The organism is Rathayibacter rubneri (assembly GCF_023743255.1).
Classification (GTDB): Bacteria; Actinomycetota; Actinomycetes; order Actinomycetales; family Microbacteriaceae; genus Rathayibacter; species Rathayibacter rubneri.
This window is the reverse complement of sequence record NZ_JAMRYM010000002.1, coordinates 69,250-95,713: the sequence shown is the minus strand read 5'-3', so window position 1 is coordinate 95,713 and position 26,464 is coordinate 69,250. Positions and strand designations below refer to the sequence as shown.

The window sequence follows — 26,464 nt, the reverse complement described above, 5'->3', positions numbered from 1 at the left end:
CTCTCCGGCGAGCCCGCGGGACGTCGATCACGGGGGCGTCCAGTCGTAGCCGTCGACGGCCCAGCAGGCGGAGATCCAGAGGATCTGACCGCCGATCCCGGCCAGGACCAGTGCGACCCGGAAGAGCGGCGATCGGGGCACGGCGAGTGCTCCGACCAGCGGGAACATCGGCCCGAGCAGCCGGAACGTGCTCGACTGCGGGAAGAAGAACGCGAACAGGTACACCGCGTAGCCCGCGATCCACGCGCGGCTGACGAGGTCGAGCCGGCGCACCCACGGCGAGGCCATGACGCCGACGGAGGCTGCTGCGAGCAGCACCACCAGCACGATCCCGATGGCGGGCGACTGGAACCACCACTGGCCCCACCACGCCCCGCCCTGGAACCACGAGGTGAAGGGGAACAGCTCCTGGTAGCCGATGTAGGACGAGCGCCAGGCGAGCTCGGTGTCGGTGTACGCGGTGATCGAGCCGGTGACCGCCCACGCCGCGATCGGCCAGAGGAAGCCCACGACGAGGCCCCAGACCGTCAGCGCGACGGTCGGCAGCCAGTCGCGGCGCTCGAAGGGCTCGTGCGAGCGGCGGAGGAAGCGGACGAGCACGTAGAGCCCCATCGCCGCCGCGAAGGCCAGCCCGCTCGGCCGCGTGAGGCCGAGCAGCAGCACGACCGGGAAGACCAGCGCGTACCGACGACGCACGAGCAGCAGCAGGGTGATCGCGGTCAGCATCATCGCCGCGGACTCGGCGTAGGCCAGCTGCAGCAGGGGCGAGGTGGGAGCGACGCAAAAGAGCAGCACGGCGACGAGGGACTGCGTCTCGTCGAGCGAGTGCCGGAGGAGGCGGTAGAGCACGAGGGAGGTGACCGCCCCGCAGACGACCGAGACGGTGACGGCGGCGGGCGCCCATCCGAGGCCCGTGACCAGCATGAGCAGGCGGACCACCGCGGGGTAGAGCGGCATGAACGCCCAGGCGTTCTCGCCGATCTCGCCCGCCTCGGTGACCGGGAGGGTGGAGGGGTAGCCGGAGAGGGCGATGATCTCGTACCAGCGCCCGTCCCACATCGAGGCGAAGGCGGAGTAGGAGGGGGACGGGCCGGTCCAGGAGTTGGCGGCCTGGTTCGCGGCGAACTGCAGCAGGATCACCGTGGTGACCAGGCGCGTGAGCACGAAGACGGCGAGCACCCGCGCCCACCACGGGACGAGTCGGAGGCGGGCCCGCCGACGCGACGTCGACGTCGGAGCGACGGCGGTCACGCGGGGGTGCTCAACCAGCCGCGGAGACCGTCGGCGCAGGCCGTGATCTCGTGCACCGCGACGCGCTCGTCGTCGGCGTGGGCCTTGAGGGGGTCGCCGGGGCCGTAGTTCACGGCCGGCACACCCATCGCCGAGAAGCGTGCGACATCCGTCCATCCGTACTTCGGCTTCGCCTCGGCACCGACCGAGGAGAGGAAGGCCCGCGCGAGCGGCGCGTCGAGTCCGGGGCGGGCGCCCTCGGCGAGGTCGACGACCTCGACCTCGAAGCCGTGGAAGAGCTCGCGGAGGTGCTCGACGGCCTCGGCACCGGTGCGGTTCGGGGCGAAGCGGTAGTTGACGTGGACCGTGCAGAGGTCGGGGATGACGTTGCCGGCCACTCCCCCCGAGATCCGCACCGCGTTGACGCCCTCACGGTAGACCAGGCCCTCGACCTCGACCTCGCGCGGCTCGTAGGCGGCGAGCCGCTCGAGGATCGGCGCGGCCGCGTGGATCGCGTTCTCGCCGACCCAGCTCCGGGCGGAGTGGGCGCGGAGTCCGCGGGTCACGACGTCGACGCGCAGGGTGCCGTTGCAGCCGCCCTCGACCTCGCTGCTCGTCGGCTCGCCCAGGACGGCGAAGTCGGCGGCGAAGAGGTCGGGGCGGTGGCGGGCGAGTCGTCCGAGGCCGTTGAGGTCGGAGGCGACCTCCTCGTTGTCGTACCAGATCCAGGTGACGTCGACCGCGGGCTCAGCGAGCTCGGCGGCGAGCACGAGCTGCACGGCGACCCCCGCCTTCATGTCGACGGTGCCGCGCCCGACCAGGTACTCGACTCCGTCGATGCTCTCGTCGACGACGGGCAGGTTGCCGTTGATCGGGACGGTGTCGAGGTGACCGGCGATGACGACGCGCTGCGCCCGGCCCAGCGAGGTGCGCGCGACGACCGTGTCGCCGTCGCGGATCACCTCGAGGTGATCGCAGGCGGACAGCGCCGTTTCGACCGCGTCGGCCAGCGCCGACTCCTCCCCCGAGACGGACGGGATGTCGCACAGCACCCGCGTCAGCGCGATCGGATCGGACGCGAGATCCAGCCTCACGAGGGGCGGAGCGGCGGGGGGCGGAGCGGCCATGGCACCCAGGGTAGCGGCCGCGGACCGCGCGCTACCCTGGGTGCCATGACCCCCGAGCACTCCGCCGACTCCTCCGCGCCCGCCTCCGCCTGGGGCTACGGGCTCGCCACGATCGCCTCGGACGGCACCGTCCTCGACACCTGGTTCCCGGAGCCGCGCCTGGGCACGATCCCCGCCGGTCGCGACCCGTGGATCGTCCCGGCCGAGTTCGAGTCGCTCGCGGGAGAGGACCTGCGGCGCGAGGTGCGCATCGACGTGGTCACCCTGCAGATCGAGCTCGCCTCGCCTCCGGCCTCGACCTCGGACGCCTACCTGCGCCTGCACCTGCTCTCGCACCTGCTCGTGCAGCCGAACACGGTCAACCTCGACGGGATCTTCGCGCACCTGCCGAACGTGGTCTGGACCAACGCCGGACCGGTGTCCCCCGACTCGTTCACGCGGCTCCGCCCGTCGCTGCGCCGGCACGGCATCCAGGCCGCCGGGATCGACAAGTTCCCGCGGCTGACCGACTACGTGACTCCGGCGAAGGTGCGGATCGCGGACACCTCGCGCGTGCGCCTGGGCGCGCACCTCGCCCCGGGCACGACTGTGATGCACGAGGGGTTCGTGAACTTCAACGCCGGGACGCTCGGCAGCTCGATGGTCGAGGGCCGCATCTCGCAGGGCGTCGTCGTCGGCGACGGCTCCGACATCGGCGGCGGCGCGTCGATCATGGGCACGCTGTCGGGCGGAGGCACGCAGCGGATCTCGATCGGCGCGCGCGCCCTGCTCGGGGCGAACTCGGGCATCGGGATCTCGATCGGGGACGACTCCGTCGTCGAGGCGGGGCTGTACGTGACGGCGGGCACGAAGGTCGTGGTGGTCGGAGGAGCGCCCCGGGCCGACGGGCGCCCGCAGACGGTGAAGGCCGTCGAGCTGTCGGGCGTGCCGAACCTGCTGTTCCGCCGCAACTCGCTGACGGGCGCGGTGGAGGTGCTTCCCCGCACCGGTGCGGGCATCGAGCTGAACACGGCGCTTCACGCCTGAGGCCGGGCGCGGGGGGCTCGAGACGCCCGCGAGCGGGCTGCTCGACCAGCAGAGGAGCCACCGCTGGTCGAGTAGCCGTCGCAGACGCCGGATCGAGACCCCGCCTCTGCGCGTCGGACCACTGCGCACGCCCCCCTCGCTGGTCGAGCAGCCGTCGCAGACGGCGGATCGGGACCCCGTCTCTGCCCGCCGGATCGCTGCGCACGGCCCCTTTGCTGGTCGAGTAGCCGTCGCAGACGGCGTATCGAGACCCCGCCCCCAGGAGACGCGGGTCTCGATACGCCCGCAAAGCGGGCTACTCGACCAGCAAGGAGCGGGCGAACGGGCGATGCCGCCTCCGCGGGGCGGAGACGGCATCGGGGCGGCGGGTCAGCTGCCGGTGGGCCAGTGGCGCTCGGGGGCGCCCATGTAGAGCTGCTGGGGGCGGCCGATCTTGGTCTGCTTGTCGATGTTCATCTCGCGCCAGTGGGCGATCCATCCGGGCAGGCGGCCGATCGCGAACAGCACGGTGAACATGCGGGTCGGGAAGCCCATCGCCTTGTAGATCACTCCGGTGTAGAAGTCGACGTTCGGGTAGAGGCGGCGCTCCTTGAAGTAGTCGTCCTCGAGCGCGAGGGCCTCGAGCTCCATGGCGATGTCGAGCAGCGGGTCCTTCACTCCGAGGGCCTGCAGCACCTCGGAGGCGCTCTCCTTGACGAGCTTCGCGCGAGGGTCGTAGTTCTTGTACACCCGGTGGCCGAAGCCCATCAGGCGCACACCCTCCTCCTTGTTCTTCACCCGCTCGACGAAGGTCTGGACGCTCTCGCCCGACTCGCGGATGCGGCCGAGCATCGTCAGGACGGCCTCGTTCGCCCCGCCGTGCAGGGGACCGAAGAGGGCGTTGATGCCGGCCGAGACGGACGCGTAGAGGTTGGCCTCGGTCGAGCCGACCAGGCGCACGGTCGACGTCGACGCGTTCTGCTCGTGGTCCTCGTGGAGGATCAGCAGGCGGTCGAGGGCCTTCGAGAGGACCGGGTCGACGTCGTACCGCTCGGCCATGGTGCCGAAGTTCAGCCGGAGGAAGTTGTCGACGAAGCTCAGCGAGTTGTCGGGGTAGAGGAACGCCTGGCCGATGCTCTTCTTGTGCGCGTAGGCGGCCATGACGGGCAGCTTCGCGAGCAGGCGGATCGTCGTGAGCTCGACGGCCTCGGGATCCTTGGGGTTCGAGCTGTCCTCGTAGTAGGTGGACAGCGCCGAGACTCCGGCGGAGAGCACCGACATGGGGTGCGCGCTGTGCGGGAGCGCGTCGAAGAAGCGCTTGAGGTCCTCGTGGAGGAGCGTGTGGCGGCGGATGCGCTCGTCGAAGCCCGCGAGCTCGTCGGCGGTGGGCAGCTCGCCGTAGATGAGGAGCCAGGCCACCTCGAGGTACGTCGCGTTCGTCGCGACCTCCTCGATCGGGTACCCGCGGTACCGCAGGACGCCCTTGTCGCCGTCGATGTACGTGATCTGCGACTTGGTCGCCGCCGTGTTGACGAAGCCGTAGTCGAGCGACATGAAGCCGGTCTGCTTCGTCAGGGTCGAGAAGTCGATGCTCGAGGCGCCGTCGACGCTGCGGAGGATCGGGAAGTCGGCGGTGCGGTCGCCGAACGTGAGCGTCACCTTCTCGGGCTGGGCCTCGGCCGCAGCCGGCGCGCTCTCCGTGGCGGGCTCCGGTGCCTCCACCGTCGCGGTTCCGTCGCTCTGCGTGCCGGATTCGGTCACAACGCCTCCCAGGTCGTCACGGTCGCTCCCGGGCAGCGCGCTCGCACGGAGCAGGCGGCGCCGGGTGTGTGGGCGGTGCAGCCGGCGCCGTTGTGTGGCGACATCGACCGAACCTCCTACAGCCTAAGGGCACAGCAGGGGACCTGCTGCACCGGCCAGCGCTCCGGGCCCGGCGTTGTGGGATACCGCCAGGACCGTCCCGGAGAAGGCAGCGGGACGTCCGCGGCGTGCTCTACGAGAGACCGGCGGAGAGGCGCGACGCGGCCGCGTCGATCCGCTCGTCGGTCGCGGTCAGCGACAGTCGCACGTGCTCGGTGAAGTGGTCGCCGTAGAAGACGCCGGGTCCGGCGAGCACGCCGATCCGTGCGAGGCGCCCGATCGACTCCCAGGCGGGCCGCCCCTCGGTGGCCCAGAGGTAGAGGCCGGCCTCGCTGCGGTCGATGCGGAAGCCGGCGGCCTCGAGCGCGGGGCGCAGGCGGTCGCGGCGGGAGCGGTACCGCTCCTTCTGCTCGGTCACGTGCGCGTCGTCGCCCAGGGCGGTGATCATCGCCTCCTGCAGCGGGCCGGGCACGATCATGCCGGCGTGCTTGCGCACGGTGACGAGGCGGGCGATCAGAGCGGGGTCGCCCGCGACGAACGCGGCGCGGTACCCGGCGAGGTTCGACTGCTTGCTGAGCGAGTAGACGCCCAGCACGCCCTCGCGGCTGCCGCCGACGACCCGCGGGTCGAGGATGCTCGGGATCGGCTCGTCGGCCCAGCGGCCGTCCCAGCCGAGCTCGGCGTAGCACTCGTCGCCGGCGATGACGGCGCCGAGCTCGCGGGCGCGGGCGACGGCCCTCTGCAGCGTGGGGACGTCGAGCACCGCGCCGTCCGGGTTGCCGGGAGAGTTCAGCCAGACCAGGCGGGTCCGCTCGGGCCACTCGTCGGGGTCGTCGGAGGCCAGGACGGAGGCACCCGCGATCGCGGCGCCCATCGCGTAGGTGGGGTAGGCCGCGCGGGGATGGACGACGACGTCGCCCTCGCCGAGGCCCAGCAGGAACGGCAGCCAGGCGACGAGCTCCTTGGAGCCGATGGTCGGCAGCACCTCGTCCACTCCGAGCCCGGTCACCGCGCGGCGACGCGCGAACCACGCCGAGATCGCCTCGCGCAGGGCGGGCGTTCCGACCGTCGTCGGGTAGGAGTGCGCGTCGGTCGCCCGCGCGAGGGCGTCGCGGATGAGCGGGGGCGTCGGGTCGACGGGCGAGCCGATCGAGAGATCGACGAGTCCGTCGGGGTGCGAGGACGCGAGCGCCGTCGCGGGACCCATCAGGTCCCAGGGGTAGTCGGGCAGGGCTCCGAGCGCCACCGGAGGGCCGCTCAGTGACCTTGGGGCGGGAGGACCGCGATGACCGGGTGGTCCTTCGCGATCACGCCGACCTTCGCCGCTCCGCCCGGGGAGCCGATCTCGTCGAAGAACTCGACGTTGGCCTTGTAGTAGTCGGACCACTCCTCGGGGAGGTCGTCCTCGTAGTAGATCGCCTCGACGGGGCACACCGGCTCGCAGGCACCGCAGTCGACGCATTCGTCGGGGTGGATGTAGAGCGAGCGCTCGCCTTCGTAGATGCAGTCGACCGGGCATTCGTCGATGCAGGCGCGGTCTTTGACATCGACGCACGGAAGTGCGATCACGTAGGTCACGGTCGTGGCGTCCCTTCGAACAGAGGCTTCTATCGTACGCGGAGCGACGGGGCGTCGAGTCCCGCGGCGGGGTTCCGCGGCTCCGAGGGCGCTGGGGACGCCGGTCGCAGCCGAGGCCAGGCGATCACCACGAGGGCGATGAGCGCGGGGACGAACGTCCACGCGACGCCGAGGCCGTTCGCCGGCACCAGGACGGATCCTCCGGCACTGCGCAGCGCCAGCAGCCCGATGACGCCCAGCAGCCCCATGGCCGTGCAGAAGGCGACGAAGCGGTCCACCATCACGATCCGCAGGCCCAGGAGCAGCAGCAGCACCGCGGCGAGGGAGGCGGCGAGTCCCACGGGCAGCACGGCGTCGCCGACGACGACGGTGCTCTGGTGGGCGACGGTGGTGATCGCTCCGACGACCGCGCCGACGAGCACCGAGAGGGCGCCGGACACGACGCGCGAGCGCAGATCGGGGCGCTCGTCGGCCATCGGCGCCTCGACCGCGGCGACGGACGCCGGGCGGAAGCGCTCGACGCGGGCGATGGGGAACGCGGGACCGCTCGAGAGCCTCGCCGTCCCGTCCTCGACGACGATCTGGGTGCCGTGAGCCTCGAGCGCGGCGCGCTTGCGGGCCCAGTCGTCATCGCTGAGCTCGAGGACGACGTCTCCGGGCGCGGGGGGAGCGTCCTCGGGAAGGACGGCGAGGAAGCGCAGGCCGAGCAGCTCGGCCGCCTGCCGGGCGATCGCGGCCGTGCGGACGTGGTCCGGGTGCCCGTAGCCGCCCCCCTCGTCGTACGAGAGGACGACCTCGGCGCGGGTCTGCTGCAGCACGGCGATCAGGTCGGCGATCTGCTCCTCCTGCGAGCCGGCGGTGAGAGCCGCGGGATGCACGGGCTCGAGCGGCTCAGGGACCCGGCCGGGCCCCCACTGCATGCCGGAGTCGCGGTAGATGCGCGGAGCGAGGCCGCGCGCCCGCGCACCCTCCGCGCCGAGGAAGCGGTGATCGGCGACTCCGAGCGCCGTGAGTGCGACGACCAGCTCGGTCGTGCGGTGGGAGGCGAGATCCTCGGAGCCCTCGAGCGCCGCGAGGTCCTCGGGGATCACCTCGCCGCACTCCCCGCGCGTGGCGGTGACCACCGTCACCGCGGCGCCCTGCGACGCGAGGTGCGCGAGGGTCCCGCCCATGGTGATGCTCTCGTCGTCCGGATGCGCGTGGACGGCCACGATCCGCTCGTCCGCTCCGACTGGGCTCGCGTCCACACTCCTACCTTCCGTTCGGCGCGCCGGTGCGTCCCGCGCCACTTCTGGACAGGCGATCGGGCAGAGCACTACAGTCGACTCCGGTAAGGCAAGGCTTACCGAAGGTTCGGGCCCGGGGCGGGGGTCGTCCCCGTCCCTCCCCGCGATCGACCGAGAGAAACACGCGTGCTCGCAAATTACCTCATCGGCCTCCGCGAAGGCCTCGAAGCGGGCCTCGTGGTCGGCATCCTCGTCGCCTACCTGACCAAGCTCGGGCGCCGCGACGTGCTGCCGCGCCTGTGGACCGGCATCGCCGCGGCCGTCGCGATCTCGCTCGTGACCGGGGCGATCCTCACCTGGGGTCCCTACGGACTGTCGTTCCAGGCGCAGGAGCTGCTCGGCGGCGGGCTCTCGATCCTCGCCGTCGGCCTCGTGACCTGGATGATCTTCTGGATGGGCGCGAACGCCCGCAGCCTCAAGGGCGAGCTGGAGTCGCGGCTCGACGCGGCCGTCGGCGGATCCGCGCTCGGCATCGTGGTCCTTGGCTTCGTCAGCGTGGGGCGCGAGGGCATCGAGACCGCCCTGTTCGTGTGGGCGAGCGTGTCCTCGAGCAGCGCCTCCTCCGGGGCGGACGCCTGGATCGGCACGATCGGCGCCCTCCTGGGGATCCTCTCGGCGGTCGTCATCGCCTATCTGATCTTCCGCGGCTTCGTCCGGATCGATCTCGGCCGGTTCTTCACCTGGACCGGCGGCTTCCTCATCCTGGTCGCCGCGGGCGTGCTCTCGTACGGGGTCGGCGACCTGCAGGAGGCGGCGCTCCTGCCCGGCTGGGGCGCTCCGCTCTTCAGCCTCGGCCCCGTGGTGCCCGCACCGATCGCCGCGATCCTCGGCGGGCTCTTCAACTACACGCCCGAGCCGACCGCCCTGCAGTTCGCCGCGTGGCTGGTCTACCTCGCCGTCGTGGGCCTCCTCTTCGTCCGCCAGGTCCGGCTCCGCCGACCGCGTCGGGGCAGCGCGGCCCCGGTCGCGACCCCCGCTCCCACCTCCGTCTGACTCCGGCTCCGCCGGTGCGTCCTGCCCTCTACTCCAGGAGAACCATGCCCTCGCGCGCACTCCCCCGTCGCTCCCCGCTCCCCCGCGCCCTGTCCGGCCTCGCCGGCGCCGGTGTCCTCGCGCTCGCGCTCTCGGGCTGCGTGCCGAACACCGCGGCCTCCTCGTCCGCCGCGCTCGACGTCGCGATCAGCGACGAGTCGTGCGACGTCTCTGCCGCGACCGCCGAGGCCGGGGCCGTCACCTTCGCGCTCAAGAACGACGGCACCGACGTCAACGAGTTCGAGATCCTCGCGGACGACAAGCTGCGCATCGTCGGCGAGAAGGAGAACGTCACTCCCGGCCAGACGGTGTCGTACGTCGCCCAGCTCGAGCCCGGCACCTACTACACCGCGTGCAAGTTCCAGCAGGTCGGCGCTCCCATCGGACTCGCGGAGTTCACGGTCAGCGGCGAGGCGACCGAGCAGTCCGCCGACGAGAAGGCCGCGACCGAGTCGGCCGTCACCAACTACGTCGCCTACGTGAAGTCCCAGGCCGGCGAGCTCCTCCCCGCCGTGCAGGCCTTCGCCGACGCGTACACCGCCGGCGACGACGAGACCGCCCGCAGCCTCTTCGCCCCGACCCGCGTCTTCTACGAGCGCATCGAGCCGACCGCGGAGGCCTTCGGAGATCTCGATCCGAAGATCGACTACCGCGAGGTCGACGCCGTCGCCGAGGGCCTGGACTGGACGGGCTTCCACCGCATCGAGAAGGACCTCTGGGTTCCGGCGCCGGACGCGCTCAACTCCGACGGCACGAGCGCGTACCTCGACTGGGCTCCGTCGACCCCGGAGCAGCGCGCCGAGTTCGGCCAGGGCCTCGTCGACGACGTGCAGAGCCTGTACGACCTCGTGACCGCCGACGACTTCACCGTCTCGGTGGGCGACATCTCCAACGGCGCCATCGGTCTGCTCGACGAGGTCGCCGCCGGCAAGATCACCGGCGAGGAGGACTGGTGGTCGGGCACCGACCTGATGGACTTCGCCGCGAACGTCCAGGGCGCCGAGGTCGCCTTCGGCAATGTCGAGCCCATCGCCACCGCGTCGGGCGACGAGGGCGCGGAGCTGACCGCCGACATCACGGCCCAGTTCACCGCCCTCGACACGCTGCTCGCCCAGTACGGCTCGATCGACGCCGGCTTCGTCTCCTACTCCTCGGTGACCGATGAGCAGAAGAAGGAGCTCTCGGACCAGGTGAACGCCCTGTCCGAGCCGCTCTCGCAGCTGACCCACACGGTGCTGGGCGTCGAGGAGCCCGCGGAGTAGATGGACGACCAGCAGAACGCCCCGGCCGACGTCGACTCCGACGCCGCCGCCGCCGAGCAGCCCCGCCGCCTCTCGCGGCGCGGGCTGCTCGGTCTCGTGTCCGCGGGGACGGCCGGCATCGCGGCGGGAGTGGGCGGCACCGTCGCCGTCGCCTCCGCGACGAGCGCGACCGCCTCCGGGGCGTCGAGCACCGTGCCGTTCTTCGGCGCGAACCAGGCCGGAATCACGACAGCCGCGCAGGACCGGCTCCACTTCGCGGCCTTCGACGTCGCCTCGGGCACCTCGCGCGAGGAGCTGATCGAGCTGCTGCAGGACTGGACGATCGCGGCGTCGCGCCTGACGCGCGGGCTCGACGTCAGCGAGGAGGGCGCCGTGGGCGGCCCCGACACCGCCCCTCCCGACGACACGGGCGAGGCGCTGGGGCTCGACGCCACGGCCCTGACCATCACCTTCGGCTTCGGCCCCGGACTGTTCGTGGACGCGGACGGCGCCGATCGCTTCGGCCTCGCGGATCGGCGGCCGCCCACCCTCGAGACGCTCCCCCGATTCCGGGGCGACGCGCTCGTCCCGGCGGCGAGCGGCGGCGATCTCTGCATCCAGGCCTGCGCGAACGACCCGCAGGTGGCGGTGCACGCGATCCGCAACCTCAGCCGCATCGCCTTCGGCCGGGCGTCGCTGCGCTGGTCGCAGCTCGGCTTCGGCCGCACCTCCTCGACGTCGACGGCGCAGGCCACGCCGCGGAACCTCTTCGGGTTCAAGGACGGCACGGCCAACGTGAAGTCGGAGGAGACCGACGCGGTCCAGGAGCACGTCTGGGTGCAGGAGTCGGACGGGCCGGACTGGCTCGTCGGCGGCAGCTACCTCGTCGCGCGCAAGATCCGCATGATCATCGAGACGTGGGACCACAGCCAGCTCGGCGAGCAGGAGCGCGTGATCGGCCGCAGCAAGGGCTCGGGCGCGCCCCTCTCGGGCGGAGACGAGTTCGCCGAGCCGGACTTCGCCGCGACCGGCGCCACGGGAGCGCCGCTCGTCGACACGAACTCCCACGTGCGGCTCGCACATCCGTCGGTCAACAATGGTGCGCGGCTGCTGCGTCGCGGCTACAACTTCGTCGACGGCAACGACGAGCTCGGGCGCCTGAACGCGGGGCTCTTCTTCCTGTCGTTCCAGCGGTCGCCGGAGCAGTTCGTCACGGTGCAGCGGTCGCTCTCGGAGGACGCGCTGAACGAGTACATCAAGCACGTCGGCTCGGCCATCTTCGCGGTGCCGCCCGGTGCACGGGGCGAGGGCGACTTCGTGGGGTCGGCGCTGTTCGCCTGACGCGGAGGGGGCTCCCCTCCTCGGCTCCTTGCCTTGCTGATCGAGGAGGCCGCGGAGCGGCCGTATCGAGATCCGCCACTCCGGGAGCACGTCGGTCTCGATACGCCGCTGACGCGGCTACTCGACCAGCAGAGGCGGGGGCGACTCCTCGGCTCCGTGCCCTGCTGATCGAGTAGGGCACGGAGCGGCCGTATCGAGATCCGCCACTCCGGGAGCACGTGGGTCTCGATACGCCGCTGACGCGGCTACTCGACCAGCAGAGGGCGGGGGCGACTCCTCGGCTCCCCGCCCTGCTGATCGAGTAGGCCGCGGAGCGGCCGGATCGAGATCCGCCACTCCGGGAGAACCTGGGTCTCGATACGCCGCTGCGCGGCTACTCGACCAGCATGACGGGGAGGGGGGCACGCATCCTCGGCTCCTTGCTGATCGAGTAGGGCGCGAAGTGGCCGTATCGAGATCCGCTCGCGTGGGCGGCCGGGACGCAGAAGACCGGCCGGAGGCGAACCTCCGACCGGTCTCGAGCCGAGCGGGCGCGCAGGGCGCCCGGCGGGATCAGCCCTGCTTCTTCAGACGGCTGGTCTGGCGGGCGCGCGCGTTGGCGTCGAGCTCGACCTTGCGGATGCGCACGATCTCGGGGGTGACCTCGACGCACTCGTCCTCACGGGCGAATTCGAGGCACTCCTCGAGCGTCAGCTGACGCGACGGCGTCATCGACTCGAACGTGTCGGAGGTGGACTGACGCATGTTGGTCAGCTTCTTCTCCTTGGTGATGTTCACGTCCATGTCGTCGTTGCGCGAGTTCTCGCCGATGACCATGCCCTCGTAGACCTCCTCGGTGGGGTTCACGAAGAAGGTCATGCGCTCCTGGAGCGCGATGATGGCGAACGGAGTGACGACACCCGTGCGGTCGGCCACGATCGACCCGTTGTTGCGGGTGACGATGGCGCCGGCCCACGGCTCGTAGCCGTGCAGGATCGCGTTCGCGATGCCGGTGCCGCGCGTGGTGGTGAGGAACTCGGTGCGGAAGCCGATCAGACCGCGCGAGGGCACGATGAACTCCATGCGGACCCAGCCGGTGCCGTGGTTCGCCATGTTCTCCATGCGGCCCTTGCGGGCGGCGAGGAGCTGCGTGATCGCTCCGAGGTACTCCTCCGGGGCGTCGATCGTCAGGTGCTCGAACGGCTCGTGAGTCTTGCCGTCGACCTGGCGGGTGACCACCTGGGGCTTACCGACGGTGAGCTCGAAGCCCTCGCGGCGCATCTGCTCGACGAGGATCGCCAGCGCGAGCTCGCCTCGGCCCTGGACCTCCCACGAGTCGGGGCGGCCGATGTCGAGGACCTTGAGCGACACGTTTCCGATGAGCTCGCGGTCGAGGCGGTCCTTGACCATGCGCGCGGTGAGCTTGTGGCCCTTGACCTTGCCGACGAGCGGCGAGGTGTTGGTGCCGATGGTCATCGAGATCGCCGGGTCGTCGACCGTGATGGCCGGCAGCGGACGGATGTCCTCCGGATCGGCGATGGTCTCGCCGATGGTGATCTCGGGGAAGCCCGCGATCGCGACGATGTCGCCGGGGCCGGCCGACTCCGCCGGGTAGCGGTCGAGCGCCTTCGTGATCAGCAGCTCGGTGATGCGGGCGTTGGTGTGCGTGCCGTCGTGGTGGACCCAGGCGACGGTCTGCCCCTTCTTGATGTTGCCGTTGAAGACGCGCAGCAGGGCGAGGCGGCCGAGGAACGGCGAGGCGTCGAGGTTCGTGACGTGGGCCTGGAGCGGCGCCTCGTCGTCGTAGGTCGGCGCCGGGATGTGCTTGAGGATCGCCTCGAAGAGCGGCTCGAGGTCCTCGGCGTCGGGCAGCGTGCCGTTCTCGGGCTTGTTCGAGGACGCGCGGCCCGCCTTGCCGGAGGCGTAGACGACGGGGACGTCGAGGATCGCGTCGAGGTCGAGGTCGGGGACGTCGTCCGCCATGTCGGAGGCGAGGCCGAGGAGCAGGTCCTGGCTCTCGGCGACGACCTCGTCGATGCGCGCGTCGGGGCGGTCGGTCTTGTTGACCAGCAGGATCACGGGCAGCTTGGCCTCGAGCGCCTTGCGGAGCACGAAGCGGGTCTGCGGGAGGGGGCCCTCGGACGCGTCGACGAGGAGGCAGACGCCGTCGACCATCGACAGGCCGCGCTCGACCTCGCCGCCGAAGTCGGCGTGGCCGGGGGTGTCGATCACGTTGATCGTGATGGGGCCGTCGGTCGCGTGCTTGCCGCGGTACGAGACCGCGGTGTTCTTCGCGAGGATCGTGATGCCCTTCTCGCGCTCGAGCTCGTTCGAGTCCATCGCGCGCTCGTCCACGTGGGCGTGCGCGTCGAAGGAGTTCGTCTGCTTGAGCATGGCGTCGACCAGAGTGGTCTTGCCATGGTCGACGTGGGCGACGATCGCGACGTTGCGCAGGTCGGAGCGGGTGGCACTTGCCATGTGAACGGACTCGTCTCGTGTTCTCGTGCATGAAGGGGGACCCTCCATCGTACCGCAGGCGCGCCGCGGAACGACTGAGGGCCCCGATCCGGTCCGATCACCCCGCGGAACACGGGACTCTCGGGCGCGGAACGGGGCCCTCGCGGCGGCGGATCAGACCGCGAACTCGATCCCGGCGCCGGGGATCGCCGCGAGCAGCTCGCGGGTGTACTCCTGCTGCGGGGAGTCGAACACCGTGTCGGTCGGCGCGTGCTCGACGATGCGGCCCTTCTGCATCACGCAGACGTCGTCCGCGATCACGCGGACCACGGCGAGGTCGTGCGTGATGAACAGGTAGGTCAGTCCGAGCTCGGCCTGGAGATCCGCGAGCAGGCGGAGGATCTGCGCCTGCACGAGCACGTCGAGCGCCGAGACGGCCTCGTCGAGCACGACGATCTCGGGCTTGAGCGCGAGCGCCCGGGCGATGGCGACGCGCTGGCGCTGACCACCGGAGAGCTCGTTCGGGTAGCGCCCGGCGATGACGCGCGGGAGCGAGACCTGGTCGAGCAGCTCGAAGACGCGCTCGCGCTGCGAGGCGCGATCGCCGACCTTGTGCACCCGCAGCGGCTCCGAGATGGTGTTGCCGATGTTGTGCAGCGGGTCGAGCGAGCCGTACGGGTCCTGGAACACGGGCTGCATCGAGCGGCGCAGCGCCAGCATCTCCTTGCCGCGGAGCTTCTCAGTGCGGCGTCCGTCGATCGAGATGGCACCCTTCGTGGCGGTCTCGAGACCGAGCACGAGGCGCGCGATCGTCGACTTGCCCGAGCCCGACTCGCCCACGAGGGCGGTGGTGGTGCCCTTGGGGATCGAGAACGAGACGTCGTCGACGGCCGTGAAGTCCTCGGCCTTCAGCCCGCCGCGGCGGATCTTGAAGACCTTGGTCAGGTTCTCGACCTCGATCATCGGCTTCGTCGTCGTCGGGGCGCCCGCGTGGGTGCCCGCCGCGCGGACCAGGTCGACCTCGGCGACGGCCGCGGATTCGCCGGGCACCGCCTCCGTGGCCCGACCGGCCGTGGACTGGATGCGGCGCGAGGCGAGGCTCGGCGCGGCGGCGATCAGGCGCTGCGTGTAGGGGTGCTGCGGGTTCTGCAGCACCTCGACCGAGGCGCCCGACTCGACGATGCGGCCCTTGTACATGACGATGAGCTTCTCGGCGCGCTCGGCGGCGAGGCCCAGGTCGTGCGTGATGAAGAGCAGCGCGGTGCCGTCGGTCTTCGTCAGCGTCTCGAGGTGGTCGAGGATCCTGCGCTGCACCGTCACGTCCAGGGCCGAGGTCGGCTCGTCGGCGATGAGGAGCTGGGGAGCCGCCGCCAGGCCGATGCCGATCAGGACGCGCTGGCGCATGCCTCCGGAGAACTGGTGCGGGAACTGCTTGAGCCGCTTCTCGGCGTCGGCGAGACCGGCGTTCTGCAGCACCTCGATCGCCTTGGCGCGCACCTCCTTGCGGCCGGTCGCGAGACCGTTCGCCCGGATGGTCTCCTCGACCTGGAAACCGACCGACCACACGGGGTTGAGGTTCGACATCGGGTCCTGCGGCACGTAGCCGATGCGGCGGCCGCGGATGTCCTCGAGCTCGGAGCGAGTCGCCTTCGCGAGGTCCTTCCCGTCGAAGAGCACGGAGCCGGCGGTGACCTTGCCGGAGCCCGGAAGCAGGCCGATGATCGCCGCGGCGGTCGTCGACTTGCCCGAGCCCGACTCCCCCACGATGGCGACGGTCTGGCCGTGCTCGATCGTGAGGCTGACGCCGCGCAGAGCCGGCACCAGGCCGCTGCCGGTCTGGAAGCCGACCTCGAGGTCGGTGACCTGGAGCAGGGGCCCCTTCGGAGTGGTCGAGTCGGTCATCGGAGGGCCCTCGCCTTCGGGTCGAGCGCGTCGCGCAGGGCCTCGCCCATGAGGATGAAGCTCAGCACGGTGATGGTCAGCGCGGCGGACGGGTAGATCAGCGTCTGCGGGTTGGTCCGCAGGTCGCGCTGGGCCTGGCTGATGTCGTTGCCCCACGACATCACGGAGCCGGGGAGGCCGACGCCGAGGAACGACAGGGTCGCCTCCGCGGTGATGGCCGCGCCGAGCGAGATCGTCGTGACGACGATCACGGGGGCGATGGAGTTGGGCATGACGTGGCGGAACAGGATCGCCATGCGGGACAGGCCCGTGGCGGTCGCCGCTCCGACGAAGTCCGACTGCTTGACCCGCAGGACCTCGGACCGCAGGACGCGGGCCGTGGTCGGCCACGCGAACGCGCCGATCGCCAGGGCGATGACGAACACGTTCCGGTGCGCCGAGAAGACCGACATGATGACGACGGCGGCGAGGATGTAGGGGATCGAGAAGAAGATGTCGCCCGCGCGCATGATCACGGTGTCGACCCATCCGCCGAAGAAGCCGGCGAGCGCGCCTCCGATGACACCCGTGATCGTGGTGATCAGGATGACGATCAGACCCACGGTGAGCGACGTCGACGTGCCGTGGACGATGCGCGCGTAGACGTCGCAGCCCTGCTTCGTGTAGCCGAGAAGGCTGCCGTCGCCGGGGCCCTGGTTGCTGAAGCCGAGGTCGCAGGCGCGGGGGTCGATGGAGGTGAAGAGGTTCGGGAGCAGCGCGACGGCGACGATCAGCACGATCAGGGCGCCCGAGATCCAGAACATCGGCCGGCGGCGCAGGTCCTGCCAGGCGTCGGTCCAGAGGTTGCTGGGCTTCTCGTCGAGCGAGACGGCGTCGACCGAGGCGATCGGGGTCTCCTCGAGCGGTGCCACGAAGTGATCGATGCGACGGGGGGCGTCGCGGTTCATCTCATTTGGCATAGCGGATCCTCGGGTCGAGTACGGCGTAGAGCAGGTCGACGAGGATGTTCACCGCGAGGTAGAACAGCACCATGACCGTGACGAAGGAGACGACGGTCGGCCGCTCCCCTCGGATGATCGCCTGGTAGAGCGTGTTCCCGACTCCGGGAACGTTGAAGATGCCCTCGGTGACCGTGGCGCCCACGATCAGCAGGCCGAAGTCGGCGCCGAACTGGGTCGTGACCGGGATCAGCGAGTTGCGCAGGATGTGCACGGGCACGACGCGCTTGCGCGAGAGGCCCTTGCTGTACGCGGTGCGCACGAAGTCGGAGCCGGCGGTCTCGATGACCGAGCCGCGGGTGAGGCGGATGGCCGAGGCGACGACGAACAGGGCGAGCACGATGGCCGGGAGCAGGAGCCGCTCGAACGTCGGCGAGCCGCCCACCGTCGGCGAGAACCAGCCGAGCTGCACCGCGAAGAAGGACTGCGCGATGAAACACAGGACGAAGATCGGCACCGAGACCAGCAGGAGGCTCACGACGAGCGCGCTGGCGTCGAAGAACGAGCCCTTCCGCAGACCGCTGATGAGGCCGATCGTGAGAGCGACGACGATCTCGATGATGATCGCCATCATGGCGAGGGTGAGCGTGACCGGGAACGTGCGGGCGAGGATGTCGTTCACCGACTGGCCCGAGAAGGAGATGCCGAAGTCGCCGCGGACGACGCCGCCGAGGTAGTAGAGGTACTGCACGATGAACGGCTCGTTCAGGTGGTACTGCTCCTCGAGGCGCGCGAGCAGCGCGGCGTTCGGGGTCTTGTCGCCGAAGAGGGCGAGGAGGGGGTTCCCCGGCATGGCGAAGACCATGAAGTAGATCAGGAACGTCGTCCCGATCAGGACGGGGACGGCTTGCAGGATGCGTCGGACGATGTAGGCGAGCACGTCAGCCCTGCCTGTTCCGGTGTCGCATGGTGGACCTCATTCGATCGTGACCGAACAAGGCGCTCCGCCCGCGGGAACGGTCGTGCCGTCCCCGCGGGCGAAGCGCCCGTCGTGTCTGATGTCAGCTCTTGGTGATCTGGTAGAACAGCGGAACCGAGTTCCATCCGAACTCTACGTCGGACACGGTCTCGCTGTAGCCACCGGTCACGTTGGCGTACCAGAGCGGGATCGACGGGAGGTCCTGGAGCAGGACCTCCTGAGCCTTCTGGTAGTCCTCATTCGCGGTCTCGAGGTCGGTCTCGGCCGACCCGTCGGCGAGGAGCTGGTCGAACTCGGCGCTGGAGTAGTCGCCGTCGTTCGACGAGGCGTTGGTCGCGTACAGCGGGCCCAGGAAGTTGTACAGACCCGGGTAGTCGGCCTGCCATCCGGTGCGGAACGCGGTCTCGATCGAACGGTCGACGATCTTGGTGCGCGCCTCGGCGAAGGTCGGGTAGGCCTCGCCCACGGCCTCGATGCCGAGCGTGTTCTTGACCGCGTTCGACACGGCGTCGACCCAGCCCTGGTGTCCGCCGTCGGCGTTGTAGGCGATCGAGAAGGTGCCCGTCCACGGGGAGATCGCGTCGGCCTCGGCCCACAGCTTCTTCGCCTCGTCGGGGTTGTACTCGAGCACCTCGGCGCCCTCGAGGGAGTCGCTCCAGCCGTCGATCACCGGGGAGGTGAAGTCGGAGGCGGGGGTGCGGGTGCCCTCGAAGATGACGTCGGTGATCTGCTCGCGGTCGAAGGCCATCGAGATGGCCTGGCGGCGCAGCTTGCCCTCTTCACCGCTGAAGTGCTCGAGGCGCTCCGGGATCGTGAAGGACTGGAACACGGCGGAGGCCTGGTTGACCGCACGGTCGCCGAGGTCGCTCTCGAAGGTGCCGAACGCGGAGTCCGGGATCTGGTCGATCACGTCGACGTTGCCCGCGAGCAGGTCGGCGTACGACGCGTCCTGGGTCGCGTAGAACGTGATGGTGATGCCGCCGTTGACGGGGACGCGGGGTCCGTCGTAGTCGGGGTTCACGACCAGGTCGATCTGGACGTCGTGCTGCCACGCGCCCTCGCCGTCGAGCATGTAGGGGCCGTTGCCGATCGGGTTCTCACCGAAGGCGTCCATGTCGTCGTAGGCGACGCTGGGCAGCGGGTAGTAGGCCGAGTAGCCCAGGCGCTGCGGGAAGTCCGACTTGGGAGCCGAGAGCGCGACGGTGAAGGTGGTGTCGTCGACGACCTTCAGGCCGGTGAGCTCGGTGTCCTCGTCGTAGCTGAAGCCCTCGATGTCCTCGAAGAAGTAGCTCTGGAGCTGCTCGTTCGAGTACTTCGCGCCGTAGTTCCAGGCGTCGACGAAGGACTGCGCCGTGATCTCCTCACCGTTGGTGAAGGTGCGGCCGGGCTTGATGGTGATGGTGTAGTTCTGCGCGTCGTCCGACTCGACCGACTCGGCCAGGTCGGGCTGCGCCGCGCCCTCGGCGTCGTAGTAGTAGAGACCGGCGAAGATCTCGTCGAGGATCTTGCCGCCGCCGACCTCGTTGGTGTTGGTCGGGACCAGCGGGTTCTGCGGCTCGGAGCCGTTGGTGAGGATGATCGCGGCGGAGTCTCCGGCCGCATCTCCTCCACCGTCGTCGCTCGAGCTGCTGCAGCCGGCGAGGACCAGGGTGCTCGCGGCGACGAGCGCCAGAGCTCCGAGGCCGAAACGTCTGATTTTCACTATTCCTCCAGTGGTGTGAGGGCGCACGGGAAGTGATTTCCCGGATGCTGTGGTCGCCGCGCGCGTGGCGACGGCTTCGGCGCACGGGAGACTGTTGGCCCCCGCGCAAGTGCCATCGACGAGACTATGTATCGGCTCGCTATCTGCACAAAAGCATGTGGAAACCGTTACACAGCGGTAACCGGGAGGTGGAATCCTTGCGCTCTTCCGCACGAAATCCGCGTCTCGAGCCGCTTCTGCGCAACGCATCGATCCAGAGGAGTTCCACGGAGTGTCCACCCCACTGACAGGATCCGTGCAGTCGCGGGGGCGCATCCGGGCCGAGATCCTGCTCGTCCTCGGCCTCTCGCTGGGGGCGTCCGCGATCTACTCCGTGGTGTCGATCACCAACCGGCTGACGCGGGACGTCGCTCTCTCGGAGCAGACGGCGACGCTGAACGGAGCACTCAGCGACCGGCCGGTGTTCGACCTGATCTACCAGCTCCTCGCGCTGTTCTTCGATCTCGTCCCCGTGGCGCTGTGCGCCTTCCTGCTCTGGCAGAGCTCCGGACGGCCGCTGGGCCGGCTCGGGCTCGACCTGCGGCATCCGCTGCGCGATCTCGGCTCGGGCACCGTTCTCGCGATCGCCATCGGCGCCCCCGGCATCGGGCTCTACGCGCTCGGCCGGGCGCTCGGCGTGACGGTGGCGGTGGTCGCCTCGCCGCTCGACGCCTACTGGTGGACCGTGCCCGTTCTCGTGCTCTCGGCGATCCGCGCCGGGATCCAGGAGGAGGTGATCGTCGTCGGCTACCTCTTCGCGCGCCTCGGCGACCTGGGCTGGAGTCGGTGGCGGATCCTCTTCGCGAGCGCGCTGCTCCGAGGCAGCTACCACCTGTACCAGGGCATCGGGCCGTTCATCGGCAACGTGATCATGGGCGTCGTGTTCGGGCTGTTCTACCAGCGCTTCGGCCGCACGCTGCCGCTCGTGATCGCGCACTCGATCATCGACATCGTGTCGTTCGTCGGGTACCCGCTGGCGGTGGCGCTCTGGCCGGAGCTGTTCGCGGCTCCGGAGCCGCGGGAGTAAGGCTGACCCAACCGATCCGCGCAGTCTCACTCGTAATCCGTCGGCCACCCTTCTCTCTGCAGTCGGGCGCGCTGAGATGGAGTCCACACGTGCTGTCGGCGTCCGACGAGAAGGGCGAGCGCGGTCTCGGTCTCGGTCCACTGGTGCAGCACCTGACGGGACGACAGCCGCACGACGACGAAGCCCCTCGCCTGCAGAGCGAGGGTGCGTCGGTAGTCCTCCTCGAGCTGCGCCGAGCCGCTGTGGAACGCGCGGCCGTCCGTCTCGACGGCGAGGCAGTCGCCGAAGACGTTGTCGACCAGGCCGACACCGGCGACGGACACCTGCGCGCGGACTCGGACTCTGAGTCGGACTCCTGCCAGACGCGCCCTCGTCTCGAGACCCGACTGGCATCCCGGCACGACGAGATCGAACACCCGCCGCCGACCGGCAGGTGCATGTGCGCGGAGATCCATGAGCTCTCCGTAGGGCAGGAGCCTCCTCTCGACGACGGAGTCGAGAGCCATCACGGCCTCCTCCTCCGGCAAGCAGGAGACCACGTGCAGGACGCTCGAACGGACGCCGTCCCGAGAGGACGTCTCCGGACCGCATCCGGGCCACTCCCGCCAGTGGAGGCGCACGCCGCGCGAAGGCGAACGCACCGCATTCGGACGAACGGCGACGTGCAGCGCGTCCTCAGCCAGAACCCACACCCGTCGAGTCGCGAGCGCTGAGACGCAGGTGAGGAGACCGCCTGCGGCGACGGCGGCGATCTCGGCCGGTTCGACGCCCCGGAGAGCGAACCACCCGCGTCGGACGCGGAGCACAGAGCCCTCGCATACCGCCGTCTCGAGATGGTGCCGTGTGCAGCCGGCAGCGGCGAGCTGCGCTGCGGAGCCGATCCCGCCGAGGCCGGTGAGAACGAGGTGCACAAGGTCCATGCAGCGAGGATGCGCCGCGGGCGATCTCGAAGGGTGAGGCCGCGGTCGAACTGTGGAGGATGTGAGGGATCAGGAAGGAGGTGAGGGAGTGAGGAGCCGCACAAGTAAGGCTGAGAGGTCGCGATTCCCGAGATGTCGGGATGTCGCGCCTCTCAGCCTCAGTTGCGCCGGGCAGATCAGGCGAAGGCCTCGATGGGCGGGCAGGCGCAGACCAGGTTGCGGTCGCCGAAGGCCTGGTCGACGCGGCGGACCGGCGGCCAGTACTTGCCCCGCACGAGAGAGCGGACGGGGTAGACCGCCTCCTCGCGCGAGTACGGGTGCGTCCACTCCCCCGTGACGAGGCACTCCGCAGTGTGCGGGGCGTTGCGCAGCGGGTTGTCGTCCACCGGCCACTCCCCCGCGCCGACGCGGTCGGCCTCGGCCTTGATGCCGATCATCGCGTCGATGAAGCGGTCGATCTCGGCGAGGTCCTCGCTCTCGGTCGGCTCGACCATCAGCGTTCCCGCGACGGGGAAGCTCATGGTGGGCGCGTGGAAGCCGTAGTCGACGAGGCGCTTCGCGACGTCGTCCACCGTGACTCCGGTCGCCGCGGTGAGCGGGCGGATGTCGAGGATGCACTCGTGCGCCACGAGGCCGTTCTCGCCCGTGTAGAGCACCGGGAAGTGCTCGCGCAGACGTGCGGCGACATAGTTGGCCGAGAGCACGGCGGCACCGGTGGCGGCCCGCAGTCCGTCCTCGCCCATCATGCGGGCGTAGGCCCACGAGATGGGGAGGATGCCCGGGCTGCCGTAGGGGGCGGCCGAAACCGGGACTCCGCCGTGCACGACCGTCTCGCCGTTCTGGCCGAGAGCGTGCTCGAGACGCTGGGCGAGCGGGTGCCCGGGCAGGAACGGCGCGAGGTGCGCCTTGGCCGCGACGGGTCCCACTCCGGGGCCGCCCCCGCCGTGCGGGATGCAGAACGTCTTGTGCAGGTTGAGATGCGAGACGTCGCCGCCGAAGTCGCCGAAGCGCGCGAAGCCGAGCAGCGCGTTGAGGTTCGCGCCGTCGACGTACACCTGACCGCCGGCCTCGTGCACCAGGCGGCAGATCTCGGAGACCTCGTGCTCGTAGACGCCGTGCGTCGACGGGTAGGTGATCATGAGCGCCGCGAGGGACGGGGCGTGCTCGCCGATCTTGGCGCGCAGGTCGTCCAGATCGACGTTGCCGAGCTCGTCGCAGGCGACGACGACGACCCGCATGCCCGCGAGCACCGCGCTGGCGGCGTTGGTGCCGTGCGCGCTCGAGGGGATGAGGCAGACGGTGCGCTCCAGGTCGCCGTTCGCGCGGTGGTAGCCGCGGATCGCGAGCAGTCCCGCGAGCTCTCCCTGCGAGCCCGCGTTGGGCTGCAGCGAGACGGAGTCGTAGCCGGTGAGGTGCGCGAGCCAGCGCTCGAGCTGGTCGATGAGGGCGAGCGAGCCCTGCACGTCGGCCTCGGGCGCGAACGGGTGCAGGTTCGCGAACTCGGGCCAGCTGACCGCCTCCATCTCGGCAGCGGCGTTGAGCTTCATGGTGCAGGAGCCCAGGGGGATCATGCCGCGGTCCAGCGCGTAGTCGGCGTCGGCCAGGCGCTTGAGGTAGCGCATCATCGACGTCTCGCTGCGGTGCGTGTTGAAGACGGGGTGCACGAGGAACGGCGTCGCGCGCTCGAGCGCGACGGGGATCGAGCGCGAGGAGGCGGCGAGGAAGCCGTGCGCCGAGTCGAGATCGCCGATCGCGACGGCGAGTGCGACGACCTCGGCGGTCGTCACGGTCTCGTCGAGCGACACCGCCACGGTGTCGGCGTCGACGAGTCGCACGTCGAAGCCGGCCTCGCGGGCGCGGGCGACCGCCGCCTCCGCCCCGTGCGGCACGACGACCGCGACGGTGTCGAAGAAGTCGGCGTGGCGGAGGGAGTGGCCGCGGTCGAGCAGGAGGCGCGCGAGCAGCGAGGCCCGCGAGTGCACCTGCTCCGCGATCCGCGCCAGGCCGTCGGGACCGTGGTAGACGGCGTACATGGCCGCCATGACGGCGAGGAGGACCTGCGCCGTGCAGATGTTCGACGTGGCCTTCTCGCGGCGGATGTGCTGCTCGCGGGCCTGGAGGGACAGGCGGTAGGCGGGGTGGCCGTCCGCGTCCTGGCTGACGCCGACGAGGCGGCCGGGCAGCTGGCGCTCGAGCCCCTTGCGGACGGCCAGGTAGCCGGCGTGCGGTCCGCCGAAGCCCATCGGGACGCCGAAGCGCTGCGACGTGCCGACGGCGACGTCGGCGCCGAGCTCGCCGGGAGAGCGGACGAGGGTGAGGGCGAGGAGGTCAGCGGCGACGACTCCGAGGCCGCCGTGGGCCTTCACCGCGGCGAGCACGGCGGAGGGGTCCCAGAGGTGCCCGGAGGCGCCGGGGTACTGCACGAGCGCGCCGAAGCACTCGGGCACGTCGTCGGCGTCGGTGCGCGAGAGCGGCAGCTCGACGACGCGGATGCCGACCGCCTCCGCCCGGCCGCGCAGCAGTGCCAGGGTCTGCGGCAGCGCGTCGGAGTCGACGAGAAAGACGTCGGTGCGCGTCTTGGAGGCCCGCCGGGCCAGCAGCATCGCCTCGACGATGGCGGTGCCCTCGTCGAGCATCGACGCACCGGCGGTGTCGAGACCGGTGAGGTCCGACACCATCGTCTGGAAGTTGATCAGCGCCTCGAGGCGGCCCTGCGAGATCTCGGGCTGGTAGGGCGTGTAAGCCGTGTACCAGCTCGGGTTCTCGAGGACGTTGCGCTTGATCACCGCGGGCGTCAGCGTGCCGTGGTAGCCGAGGCCGATCAGCGGGCGGCGCACCGTGTTGCGGGAGGCGAGGGCGCGCAGCTCGGCCAGCGCCTCGGTCTCGGTCGCGGGAGCGGGCAGCACGGGGGCGAGGTCGCGGACGCGGATCGACTCGGGGACCGCGGCGGTGACCAGCGCGTCGACGGAGTCGTAGCCCAGGGCGGCCAGCATCGTGCGCTGGGCATCGGCGTCGGTCCCGACGTGGCGGGACTCGAACTCGGAGGGGTTGCGGAGGGTCGACATCTACTCTCCGACCAGCTCGCCGTAGGCCGCGGCGTCGAGCAGGCCGTCGGGAAGCGTCTCGAAGCGCACCTTGATGAGCCAGCCCTCGCCGAACGGGTCGGAGTTGACGAGCTCGGGGCTGTCGACGACGCCGGAGTTGGTCTCGAGGACCTCGCCGTCGACCGGGGCGAAGAGCTCGCCCACGGACTTCGTCGACTCGATCTCGCCGACGACGCTGCCGCCCTCGACGCGGGAGCCCGCCTCGGGCAGCTCGACGAAGACGACGTCGCCGAGCTTGTCCGCGGCGTAGGCGGTGATGCCCACCGTCGCGACGTCGCCGTCGACGGAGAGCCACTCGTGATCGGAGGTGTACTGCAGGTCGGATGGGACGGCCATGTCAGATCTTCTTTCTGGAGTAGAAGGGGAGGGCGGTGACGGTCATGGGGAGGCGGCTGCCGCGGATGTCGACGGAGACGGCGGTGCCGGGCTGCGCCTGGGCGGGGGCGACGTAGGCCATCGCGATGGGGACGCCGAGCGTGGGCGAGAGGACGCCGCTGGTGACGACTCCGATCTCGTCGCCGCTGTCGGAGAAGACGGTGTAGTCGGCGCGGGCGGCGCGGCGGCCCTCGCCGACGAGGCCGACGAGCACGGGGGCGTCCCCGGCGGGGCCCTCCTCGCTGGCGGCGCGGCCGACGAAGTCGATCGGCTTGCCGAGGGCGACGACGCGGCCGAGGCCGGCCTGCGCCGGGAAGATCTCGCGCGAGAGCTCGTGGCCGTAGAGCGGCATGCCCGCCTCGAGGCGGAGGGTGTCGCGGGCGGCGAGACCGGCCGCGACGAGACCCGCTCCGGCTCCGGTCTCGGCCAGCGCCTCCCAGAGGGCGGGGGCTGTGTCGGGGGCGACGTAGATCTCGAAGCCGTCCTCGCCGGTGTAGCCGGTGCGGGCGATCAGGATCGGGTGCGCCTCGAAGGTCGCCGGCACTGCGCGGTAGTAGCGCAGCTCCTCGAGCAGGCGCGCGGCGTCATCGGTGTCGAGCACCGACTCCGCCCCCCGCTCCGTCTCGACGGCGAGGCCCTGCACGTTCTGCAGGATCTCGAGCGACTTCGGGCCCTGGATCGCGATCAGTGCGACGTCGTCGCTCTCGTCGAAGAGCTCGCAGTCGAACATCGCCGTGCGGTCGCGCAGCTGCTCCGCGACCACGTGCCGGTTGGAGGCGTTCGCGACGACCATGAAGCGGTCCTCGCCCGTGCGGTAGACGACGAGGTCGTCGATCACGCCTCCTGTGCGGTCCAGCAGCAGGGTGTACTTCGCCCGGCCGACGGCGACGGCGCTCAGATCGCTCGCGAGGGCGTAGTCGAGGGCGTCGACCGCCTCGGGGCCGACGACCAGGATCTCGCCCATGTGGGAGAGGTCGAAGAGGCCGGCGGCGGTGCGCACCGCGTGGTGCTCGGCCAGATCGCCGGAGTAGCGCACCGGCATCCACCAGCCGGCGAAATCGGTGAAGGAGGCGCCTGCCGCCACGTGCACGTCGTGCAGCGGGGAGTAGCGCGGTTCGGGTCTCGACGACTCCGCGGGGAGGGTCGACTGGTTCTCGGACATGAGTTCTCCAATTCGTCGCAGTGCTGCGCACGCGCTCGCACAGGTCGATGGTGCGAGGCACAGCAGTGCCGTGGGAACTCCCCCTCTGTCGGGATGCCTGAGAGGTTCACGTCGCTCGAAGCAACGCTTTCACCGTGGGCTGCCTCGTCGGAGTGTTCGGACCGCGCAGGCGGCTCGTCG

20 protein-coding genes are annotated in these 26,464 nt (G+C 70.6%); 5 read left to right on the top strand and 15 right to left on the bottom strand.

Features of this window, described 5'->3' with window-relative positions:
- Positions 1-27: 27 nt before the first annotated feature.
- Both NB037_RS01345 and dapE read right to left on the bottom strand, forming a co-directional pair.
- Positions 28-1,251: a putative hexosyltransferase gene (locus NB037_RS01345; protein WP_251942907.1), complete on the bottom strand. Its 1,224-nt coding sequence runs from the start codon at positions 1,249-1,251 to the stop codon at positions 28-30.
- A complete protein-coding gene (gene dapE / locus NB037_RS01340) occupies positions 1,248-2,357 on the bottom strand; it encodes a succinyl-diaminopimelate desuccinylase (protein ID WP_251942904.1) in 1,110 nt (369 codons plus the stop codon). Before dapE ends, NB037_RS01345 begins: the two co-directional genes overlap by 4 nt.
- 45 nt (positions 2,358-2,402) lie before the next feature.
- Here dapE and dapD point away from each other — a divergent pair, with 45 nt between their 5' ends.
- Positions 2,403-3,383, top strand: coding sequence for a 2,3,4,5-tetrahydropyridine-2,6-dicarboxylate N-succinyltransferase (gene dapD, locus NB037_RS01335; RefSeq protein ID WP_251942902.1), 981 nt, complete (start codon positions 2,403-2,405; stop codon positions 3,381-3,383).
- A 369-nt stretch (positions 3,384-3,752) separates the two neighbouring features.
- Here dapD and NB037_RS01330 read toward each other — a convergent pair whose 3' ends face one another.
- From NB037_RS01330 to NB037_RS01315, 4 genes are all read right to left on the bottom strand, one after another.
- Positions 3,753-5,021 (bottom strand): citrate synthase, encoded by a 1,269-nt coding sequence (locus NB037_RS01330; RefSeq protein ID WP_251943062.1) that lies wholly within the window; start codon positions 5,019-5,021, stop codon positions 3,753-3,755.
- Positions 5,022-5,355: 334 nt separating this feature from the next.
- Entirely contained in the window at positions 5,356-6,468 is a 1,113-nt protein-coding gene (dapC, locus tag NB037_RS01325; RefSeq protein WP_308202030.1) for a succinyldiaminopimelate transaminase, read from the bottom strand.
- A gap of 11 nt (positions 6,469-6,479) precedes the next feature.
- The gene (gene fdxA, locus NB037_RS01320; protein WP_056866806.1) at positions 6,480-6,800 is read right to left on the bottom strand and encodes a ferredoxin; all 321 of its coding nucleotides are present in this window, start codon (positions 6,798-6,800) and stop codon (positions 6,480-6,482) included.
- A 29-nt stretch (positions 6,801-6,829) separates the two neighbouring features.
- Positions 6,830-8,047 carry a PIG-L family deacetylase gene (locus tag NB037_RS01315; RefSeq protein ID WP_251942901.1) on the bottom strand — a complete coding sequence of 406 codons (1,218 nt, stop codon included), beginning with the start codon at positions 8,045-8,047 and terminating at the stop codon, positions 6,830-6,832.
- 165 nt (positions 8,048-8,212) lie between these two features.
- On the opposite strand from NB037_RS01315, the gene efeU reads away from it, so the two are divergent.
- The 3 genes from efeU to efeB are packed head-to-tail and all read left to right on the top strand — an operon-like array spanning position 8,213 to position 11,700.
- On the top strand, positions 8,213-9,079 hold the full coding sequence (efeU, locus tag NB037_RS01310) for an iron uptake transporter permease EfeU (protein WP_251942900.1): 867 nt from the start codon (positions 8,213-8,215) through the stop codon (positions 9,077-9,079).
- A 44-nt stretch (positions 9,080-9,123) separates the two neighbouring features.
- A complete protein-coding gene (gene efeO / locus NB037_RS01305) occupies positions 9,124-10,380 on the top strand; it encodes an iron uptake system protein EfeO (protein WP_251942898.1) in 1,257 nt (418 codons plus the stop codon).
- On the top strand, positions 10,381-11,700 hold the full coding sequence (gene efeB / locus NB037_RS01300) for an iron uptake transporter deferrochelatase/peroxidase subunit (RefSeq protein ID WP_251942896.1): 1,320 nt from the start codon (positions 10,381-10,383) through the stop codon (positions 11,698-11,700). It abuts the gene before it with no gap.
- A 552-nt stretch (positions 11,701-12,252) separates the two neighbouring features.
- Here efeB and typA read toward each other — a convergent pair.
- The 5 genes from typA to NB037_RS01275 all read right to left on the bottom strand — a co-directional run bounded on the left by typA (position 12,253) and on the right by NB037_RS01275 (position 19,657).
- On the bottom strand, positions 12,253-14,157 hold the full coding sequence (gene typA / locus NB037_RS01295; protein WP_251942894.1) for a translational GTPase TypA: 1,905 nt from the start codon (positions 14,155-14,157) through the stop codon (positions 12,253-12,255).
- A 153-nt stretch (positions 14,158-14,310) separates the two neighbouring features.
- Positions 14,311-16,038 carry a dipeptide ABC transporter ATP-binding protein gene (locus NB037_RS01290; protein ID WP_251942892.1) on the bottom strand — a complete coding sequence of 576 codons (1,728 nt, stop codon included), beginning with the start codon at positions 16,036-16,038 and terminating at the stop codon, positions 14,311-14,313.
- Entirely contained in the window at positions 16,035-16,997 is a 963-nt protein-coding gene (locus NB037_RS01285; RefSeq protein WP_242682847.1) for an ABC transporter permease, read from the bottom strand. Before NB037_RS01285 ends, NB037_RS01290 begins: the two co-directional genes overlap by 4 nt.
- On the bottom strand, positions 16,987-17,916 hold the full coding sequence (locus NB037_RS01280) for an ABC transporter permease (RefSeq protein WP_251942890.1): 930 nt from the start codon (positions 17,914-17,916) through the stop codon (positions 16,987-16,989). The genes NB037_RS01285 and NB037_RS01280 overlap by 11 nt, the downstream gene beginning before the upstream one ends.
- Positions 17,917-18,037: 121 nt before the next feature.
- Entirely contained in the window at positions 18,038-19,657 is a 1,620-nt protein-coding gene (locus NB037_RS01275) for a peptide ABC transporter substrate-binding protein (protein ID WP_251942888.1), read from the bottom strand.
- 271 nt (positions 19,658-19,928) lie between these two features.
- On the opposite strand from NB037_RS01275, the gene NB037_RS01270 reads away from it, so the two are divergent.
- The gene (locus tag NB037_RS01270) at positions 19,929-20,723 is read left to right on the top strand and encodes a CPBP family intramembrane glutamic endopeptidase (protein ID WP_251942886.1); all 795 of its coding nucleotides are present in this window, start codon (positions 19,929-19,931) and stop codon (positions 20,721-20,723) included.
- A 26-nt stretch (positions 20,724-20,749) separates the two neighbouring features.
- On the opposite strand, the gene NB037_RS01265 is transcribed toward NB037_RS01270, so the two are convergent.
- The 4 genes from NB037_RS01265 to gcvT all read right to left on the bottom strand — a co-directional run bounded on the left by NB037_RS01265 (position 20,750) and on the right by gcvT (position 26,284).
- Positions 20,750-21,046 carry a DUF559 domain-containing protein gene (locus NB037_RS01265; RefSeq protein WP_251942884.1) on the bottom strand — a complete coding sequence of 99 codons (297 nt, stop codon included), beginning with the start codon at positions 21,044-21,046 and terminating at the stop codon, positions 20,750-20,752.
- Positions 21,047-21,819: 773 nt separating this feature from the next.
- Positions 21,820-24,708: an aminomethyl-transferring glycine dehydrogenase gene (gcvP, locus tag NB037_RS01260; protein ID WP_251942882.1), complete on the bottom strand. Its 2,889-nt coding sequence runs from the start codon at positions 24,706-24,708 to the stop codon at positions 21,820-21,822.
- Positions 24,709-25,083 (bottom strand): glycine cleavage system protein GcvH, encoded by a 375-nt coding sequence (gene gcvH, locus NB037_RS01255; RefSeq protein ID WP_251942880.1) that lies wholly within the window; start codon positions 25,081-25,083, stop codon positions 24,709-24,711.
- A 1-nt stretch (position 25,084) separates the two neighbouring features.
- Positions 25,085-26,284, bottom strand: coding sequence for a glycine cleavage system aminomethyltransferase GcvT (gene gcvT / locus NB037_RS01250; protein WP_251942879.1), 1,200 nt, complete (start codon positions 26,282-26,284; stop codon positions 25,085-25,087).
- Positions 26,285-26,464 lie beyond the last annotated feature (180 nt).

Bases quoted from the DNA above. Each gene is read 5' to 3' on its own strand.
- efeO (WP_251942898.1), top strand. From the start codon at position 9,124: ATGCCCTCGCGCGCACTCCCCCGTCGCTCCCCGCTCCCCCGCGCCCTG.
- NB037_RS01285 (WP_242682847.1), bottom strand. From the start codon at position 16,997: ATGCCAAATGAGATGAACCGCGACGCCCCCCGTCGCATCGATCACTTC.
- gcvP (WP_251942882.1), bottom strand. From the start codon at position 24,708: ATGTCGACCCTCCGCAACCCCTCCGAGTTCGAGTCCCGCCACGTCGGG.
- typA (WP_251942894.1), bottom strand. From the start codon at position 14,157: ATGGCAAGTGCCACCCGCTCCGACCTGCGCAACGTCGCGATCGTCGCC.
- gcvH (WP_251942880.1), bottom strand. From the start codon at position 25,083: ATGGCCGTCCCATCCGACCTGCAGTACACCTCCGATCACGAGTGGCTC.
- efeB (WP_251942896.1), top strand. From the start codon at position 10,381: ATGGACGACCAGCAGAACGCCCCGGCCGACGTCGACTCCGACGCCGCC.
- dapD (WP_251942902.1), top strand. From the start codon at position 2,403: ATGACCCCCGAGCACTCCGCCGACTCCTCCGCGCCCGCCTCCGCCTGG.
- dapE (WP_251942904.1), bottom strand. From the start codon at position 2,357: ATGGCCGCTCCGCCCCCCGCCGCTCCGCCCCTCGTGAGGCTGGATCTC.
- gcvT (WP_251942879.1), bottom strand. From the start codon at position 26,284: ATGTCCGAGAACCAGTCGACCCTCCCCGCGGAGTCGTCGAGACCCGAA.
- NB037_RS01290 (WP_251942892.1), bottom strand. From the start codon at position 16,038: ATGACCGACTCGACCACTCCGAAGGGGCCCCTGCTCCAGGTCACCGAC.